The organism is Dietzia timorensis, assembly GCF_020742175.1.
In the GTDB taxonomy this organism is placed as follows: domain Bacteria; phylum Actinomycetota; class Actinomycetes; order Mycobacteriales; family Mycobacteriaceae; genus Dietzia; species Dietzia timorensis_A.
The window spans coordinates 20,622-27,008 of sequence record NZ_DYXM01000146.1; the positions used below are offsets into that span (position 1 = coordinate 20,622).

A 6,387-nucleotide genomic window follows, 5' to 3' on the forward strand; every position below is an offset into this window, starting at 1 on the left:
ATTAATTACCAGCGGCGCAGCTCGGAAATCCGGGACCGGATCTCCTCGACCGAGGCCATCGGCACCGGCGGCCCGCCACAACTCGCGCGGAGCTTGTTGTGGATGGACCCGTGCGACATGTTCAGGCGCTTCGAATACACCGACACCAACGTGTTGAGCTCCTTGCGCAACTCCTTGCGCTCTGCGGCGGTGTTCGCGCCTCCGGATGCCGGCGAGACCGGTTGCGGCGGGATCATGTCCGCGGCGGCCGTACCGGACGAGGCGATGACGGCGGTGTTGCCTGCGGCGGCACTGGCGGCCGCGGCCTCTCCCCTCGTGGACTCCGCGGCGATCTGCTCCTTCTCGCGCTTGCGCAGCAGAGCCTTGACGTCGTCCGCGCCGAGGAGCCCCGGGAGGCCGAGGTAGTCGGCCTCGTCCTCACTGCCGGAGAACGTGGCCATTCCGTACGAGGAACCCTCGTACACCACCTGGTCGAGCTCGGCGTCGGCGCCGAGGGACACGTAGCCCTTTTCTTCCTCGTCCTCGCCCGGATGATCCTGCGTCGCGTTCGCGGCGGCGAGCGCCTCGTCGTCCCAGCCCTCGGATTCGCGATGCGGCTTGCCAAGCACGTGGTCTCGCTGCACCTCCATCTGTGAGGCGAGATCGAGCAGCACGGGCACCGAGGGCAAGAAGACTGAGGCGGTCTCGCCGGGGCGGCGCGCACGGACGAAGCGGCCGATCGCCTGCGCGAAGTACAGCGGAGTGGAGGCGCTCGTCGCGTAGACGCCGACGCATAGGCGAGGCACATCGACGCCCTCGGACACCATTCGCACGGCCACCATCCAGCGAGCCGTGGACTTGGCGAACTGGTCGATTCGGGCCGAGGCGCCCGGATCGTCGGAGAGCACCACGACGGGCTTATCCCCGGTGATTTCCTCCAGTAGCGCGGCGTAGTCTCGCGCGCGCTCCTGATCGGTGGCGATCACCAGCCCGCCGGCGTCGGACACTCCCCCTGCGCGCACTTGCTGCAGTCGTGTGTGCGCGGCCTGCAAAACCGAGGGCATCCAGTCGCCGTGCGGATCGAGCGCGACGCGCCAGGCCCGTGCGGTCTGCTCGGCGGTGAGCGGCTCGCCGAGGCGCGCGGAGAACTCCTCGCCGGCGTTCGTGCGCCAGCGGGCCTCGCCCGAATATGCGAGGAACACGACCGGGCGGACGACGCCGTCGGCGAGTGCGTCGGAATAGCCGTAGGCGTGGTCGGCGACCGAGCGCATGTGTCCTTCGCCGTCAGGCTCGTATTCCACGAACGGGATGGGCGAATCGTCGGACCGGAAGGGTGTACCTGTCAGCGACAGACGGCGTTCGGCATCGGAAAACGCCTCGCGGATGCCGTCGCCCCAGCTCTTTGCATCGCCGCCGTGGTGGATCTCGTCGAGGATGACCAGCGTGCGCTTGGCTTCGGTGCGCACGCGGTGCTTATAAGGCATCGCCGCGACCTGCGCGTAGGTGACGACCACGCCGTGGTACTCGGGAGGAAGGGCGCCGGAGGCGTTGGAATATTCGGGGTCCAGCACGATCCCCGAGCGCGCCGCCGATGCGGCCCACTGGAACTTCAGGTGCTCGGTCGGCGCGACGACCGTGACGGTGTCGACGGTCCGGTCCGAAAGCAGCTCGGCCGCGAGGCGCAGAGCGAAGGTCGTCTTGCCGGCGCCCGGTGTCGCCACGGCGAGAAAGTCCTTCGGACGTGCCATCAGGTACTTGCGCATCGCCGTGCGCTGCCATGCACGAAGGTTCTGCTGCGGCGGCTGCGAAGCGGTTGCGGACGTGCTTGGGCCAGCTTGAGTCAAACTACTTCACCAGGATTCTTTCGCCTTCGGGGAATGGGAAACGTGCGGTGTATCCGTGCGCGGGGTTTACGCGCCGCCACCGCCGAAGGACTCGTAGATTTCCTTGCACTCGGGGCATACCGGCGAACCGGGCTTCGCCTGACGCGTTACCGGGAAGACTTCCCCGCACAGAGCCAAGACAAAAGTCCCCAGGACCGCGCTCTCGGCGATCTTGTCCTTGTTCACGTAGTGAAAGAACTTCGGGGTGTCGTCGTCCGTCCGGTCGGTCTCGGAGACCTCCGGCCTTTCAATCGTCTTCGTCGTAGTGCTCGTGCTCACGGGTTCAATTGTGCCGCATCGGGGTGTTAAATCGCCAACCCCGACGCCCACCCATCGCCCGCTCGGAACGTGGGAGAAAGTGCGTATTTCGGGGCGGAGTAGCCTGGGCGACATGGCACCGTCGCGGCGCGGTCACGATGGCCGCTTCCACCGCAAGGACGGGGACGACACCAGTTCCCCCGTCCTCATCACCGCTGCGCGAAAACCGTACGAAGCAGAATTGGCAGACCGAAAGCGCCGCTACTTCTTCCTCATGTCGCTGCGCATACCCGCTCTCCTGCTCGCGGCTATCGCGTTCATGATCTGGGATAACGGGTGGATCGCGCTCGCGATCATCGCAGGATCGATCCCGATTCCCTGGATCGCGGTCATCGGCGCGAACGACCGTCCTCGCCGCAGCAAGAAGGAGCCGCGCGGTTATGCCCGCGGTTCGCTGCAGACGACAACGCTGTACCGGCAGGTCGGACCTGGCGGGGTTGTGTATACGTCCACCGGGACCGAGTCGCCGGATTCGGCGGCCAACCGCGACGCGCCACGGTCCGGTTATCGCGGTGATCATCCCGGGGATCGTTCCGGGACTCGTCCAGCAGACGACAGCGTCATCGACGGCGATCTCGATCCAGGCGCCGACGAGGACCCTCCCGGCACACCCCGCTGACTGCGCCCCCGAATTTCGCCCCACCTCCCGCGAAAGGCCCCATGACCACCGACACCACGCTCCTCGCATTCGTGGCCCCGGCTCTTCGCCACGCGTTCCTCGAGCACGACTACACCGTCGACGGGCTCGCAACTGCACTCGGCGATGCCGGGGTCGCGGCGCTGGACCGCTCCGATGCCGCGTCCACGGCGCGACTGGCCTCGGGCGCCGGCCCGCGCGGGGAGCTGCTGCGCCTGTTCGTGCTCGGCGAGCCCCTGGCGCGCACGAGAATCGCAGAGCTACTTCCCGAGCTCGACCTCGATATCGCCGTACGCTCCGGATTGCTGGATGACGTCGCCGGTACCTACTCTCTCGCCTCGGGCGTCGACCTCCGCCCTGTGGACACGGGAAGCGGCGCGCAGTGGGTCTTCTCCGACCTCGACGGCACCATGGTGCGTGTCGATACCCGCCCAGACCACGTGCTCGGCGTCGGACAGGCGAGCCTGTCGCTGCTGGGCATCACTCCGCCCGGCCGCACCCGCTCCGTGCTCGATCTCGGCACCGGGTGCGGAATCCAGCTCCTCTCCCAGGACGCCGAACGCCGCGTGGGCACCGACATCACCCCTCGTTGCCTCGACTTCGCCGCGGCGACCGCCGCAATCAACGACCTCGACGTCGACCTGCGCGCGGGCTCCTGGTTCTCTCCTGTCGAGGGCGAGAGGTTCGACCGCATCGTGGCGAACCCGCCGTTCGTCATCGGCACCCCGGACATCGGGCACTCCTACCGCGAATCGGGGCTCCACCTCGACGGGGCGACAAAACTCGTCACCGAGCAGGCGGCCGAACATCTCACTCCGGGCGGCGTGGCGACGCTACTCGGTTCGTGGGTGCTGCAGGACGGCGAGGGCTGGCGTTCACGCCTCGCCGACTGGATCCCTGCGGAAGGTGTCAGCGCCTGGATACTTCTCCGCGACATCTCCGGCCCGGAACAATACGTATGGACATGGCTCACGGACGAGGGAGTCGATCCGAGAACACCGGAGTACCGGGAGTCGGCCGCGCGCTGGCTCGACCACTTCGCCGCCGAAAACGTCGGGGGCCTCGGCTTCGGATACATCTACCTCCAGGCCATCGATGGCCCCTCGGAGGTTGTCTGCGAGGAACTCACCCACCCGTTCGATCCGGGCCTCGGCGCCGAGGCGCTCGCCCACTTCGCGCGCGCCGACTGGCTTCGCGACTGCGACGAGGAAGACATCGACGCGTGCGTCTTCGAGATTGCGCCGTCCGTCGTCATATATGAATCGCAGCGGCTCGGGAACGCATCCGGCCGCGCAGGGGTCGGCCCAGCGCCCGGCGAATCCGCCTCGTGGTTCGTCGTCGAGCGCGCCTCCGGTCCGCGCTGGCGCCACGAGGTCGACGCGACGATCGCCTCTGTGCTGCGCGGGATCGAACAGGGCGGCCTGCCACTGGCGGAGATCGTCCAGCTCGCCGCGCTGTCCAGAGGACTCGACGAACAGACTGCCGGCCGGGAGATCCGTTCGATCGTCGTCGACCTGTTCCGCCACGGCATCGTCGTGCCGCGCGGCGCCCGCGGGATGTGCCTCGAAGAGTGGTGGCCGGCCCACGACGAGCGTTCCACCTCGTAGAACTTAGGGGAAGCAAAATGAAAGCAGTGCTCACACGCGTGTCCTCGGCCCGCGTCCTCGTCGACGGCGAGGTCGTGGGCGAGCTCCCGCGACCCGGGATTCTGGGGCTCGTCGGCATTTCCGTCGATGACGGCGGAGAGGACGTCGCCACCATGGCGCGCAAGATCGCCGAGCTTCGCATTCTCACCGTCGTCGAGGCCGGCGACACCGCCGAGGTCTCCGCCTCCGACATCGACGCCCCCGTGCTTCTGGTCAGTCAATTCACGCTCTACGGCGACACCCGAAAAGGACGCCGCCCCTCGTGGCAGCGGGCGGCGCCGAGCGCCGATGCCGAGCCCCTATTCGACGCCCTCGTCGAGGAGTTGCGCAAGCGTTCACTTTCCGTTTCCACGGGAGTTTTCGGGGCGCATATGTATGTCGAGTCGGTAAACGATGGGCCTTTTACAGTGCTTGTGGAAACCTCGCCGTAACTTCGCCGACTCCCGCGCGTCGAGTGTGCCCGAAATGAGACGCACCTCTCAGTCACTTCTCAGCGCCTACTACTCGCGCAAAGAAGGTTGAGGGTATTGAATTGAGGCCAATCGGGAACAAAGCGGGAGAAGATCTCGTTGGACTCTTTGAAGACCTTCTCGGTTATTCACAAACAACCGGCCAACCCGGGAAAACAATAGGCAAGTTTGTCTGCTTGCAGGTCGGCGGCCGCAGCCAGCGGCGCGCGCCATAGGAGGAGTAATGACGTCAGCCACCACCCGCCAGGACGCCCGTAAGGAATTTGAAGCAGAAGGACAGGGCCCCTCAGCGGACCTGGTTCGCGTTTACCTCAATGGAATCGGCAAGACGGCACTACTCAACGCAGAGGACGAGGTAACGCTGTCCAAGGCGATCGAAGTCGGCCTCTACGCGCAGCACATTCTCGACACGAAGAAGCGCATCAGCCCACAGCGCCGTGCCGACCTCAAGACTATTGTCGCCGAGGGGCAATCCGCTCGTGCGCACCTTCTCGAGGCAAACCTCCGCCTCGTGGTTTCCCTTGCCAAGCGCTACACCGGCCGCGGCATGCCGCTCCTCGACCTGATCCAGGAGGGCAACCTCGGCCTCATCCGCGCGATGGAGAAGTTCGATTACGCCAAGGGCTTCAAGTTCTCGACCTACGCGACGTGGTGGATCCGTCAGGCGATCACCCGCGGCATGGCCGATCAGTCCCGCACCATTAGGCTCCCCGTCCATCTCGTCGAGCAGGTCAACAAGCTCGCCCGAATCAAGCGCGAGATGCACCAGCAGCTCGGCCGCGAGGCCAGCTTCGAGGAGCTCGCCGAGGAGTCGGGCATCGCCGCGAACAAGATCGAGGAACTGCTCGACCACTCGCGCGATCCGGTCAGCCTCGACATGCCCGTCGGCGCCGACGAGGAGGCGCCGCTCGGCGACTTCATCGAGGACGCCGAGGCGATCAGCGCCGAGAACACCGTCGTCACCCACGTCATGCACTCCGACGTACGCGAGGTGCTCTCGACTCTCGAGGAGCGCGAGCAGCAGGTCATCACGATGCGCTTCGGCCTCGACGATGGCCAGCCCCGCACGCTTGACCAGATCGGTCGCCGCTTCGGCCTCTCCCGCGAGCGGGTGCGCCAGATCGAGCGCGAGGTCATGGCCAAGCTCCGCGACGGGGATCGTGCAGAGCGCCTGCGCTCGTACGCCTCGTAACCAAGACGTCCGGCGCCTTGTATTGGGCGTCGGTAACGAACCACCAATGGATGACGCCGGGGTGGGAACGCTTGCGAAGCGGTCCGACCCCGGCGTCATTCTTCGATTTCGCCGCTAGCGGCATCCTCCTGCGACCGGAAGCCCGTTGAACCGATCGAGCAGGAACCCGATGCCGAACGGCGCGCCCGAGATCGCCTGGATGAAGTGGTTGTAGTCGCCGATCGGGGGCATGATGTCGTCGCGGTAGACCACGTTCGCGCCC

At 66.5% G+C, this 6,387-nt stretch carries 6 protein-coding genes; 4 read left to right on the forward strand and 2 right to left on the reverse strand.

Annotated features, from left to right (window positions below):
- Positions 1-5: 5 nt before the first annotated feature.
- Both K8V11_RS08065 and K8V11_RS08070 read right to left on the reverse strand, forming a co-directional pair.
- Positions 6-1,727, reverse strand: coding sequence for a DEAD/DEAH box helicase (locus K8V11_RS08065; protein WP_303912506.1), 1,722 nt, complete (start codon positions 1,725-1,727; stop codon positions 6-8).
- A 162-nt stretch (positions 1,728-1,889) separates the two neighbouring features.
- Positions 1,890-2,141 carry a DUF3039 domain-containing protein gene (locus tag K8V11_RS08070; RefSeq protein ID WP_303912509.1) on the reverse strand — a complete coding sequence of 84 codons (252 nt, stop codon included), beginning with the start codon at positions 2,139-2,141 and terminating at the stop codon, positions 1,890-1,892.
- Between the two features lie 112 nt (positions 2,142-2,253).
- Between K8V11_RS08070 and K8V11_RS08075 the strand changes: the two genes are divergently transcribed.
- The 4 genes from K8V11_RS08075 (at position 2,254) to K8V11_RS08090 (ending at position 6,125) form a co-directional block, all read left to right on the forward strand.
- Positions 2,254-2,799, forward strand: coding sequence for a DUF3099 domain-containing protein (locus K8V11_RS08075; protein WP_303912512.1), 546 nt, complete (start codon positions 2,254-2,256; stop codon positions 2,797-2,799).
- A 41-nt stretch (positions 2,800-2,840) separates the two neighbouring features.
- Entirely contained in the window at positions 2,841-4,424 is a 1,584-nt protein-coding gene (locus tag K8V11_RS08080) for a class I SAM-dependent methyltransferase (RefSeq protein ID WP_303912515.1), read from the forward strand.
- Positions 4,425-4,441: 17 nt separating this feature from the next.
- Positions 4,442-4,894, forward strand: coding sequence for a D-aminoacyl-tRNA deacylase (gene dtd, locus K8V11_RS08085; RefSeq protein ID WP_303912518.1), 453 nt, complete (start codon positions 4,442-4,444; stop codon positions 4,892-4,894).
- A gap of 262 nt (positions 4,895-5,156) precedes the next feature.
- Positions 5,157-6,125, forward strand: coding sequence for a sigma-70 family RNA polymerase sigma factor (locus tag K8V11_RS08090; RefSeq protein ID WP_303912521.1), 969 nt, complete (start codon positions 5,157-5,159; stop codon positions 6,123-6,125).
- Positions 6,126-6,387: the final 262 nt, after the last annotated feature.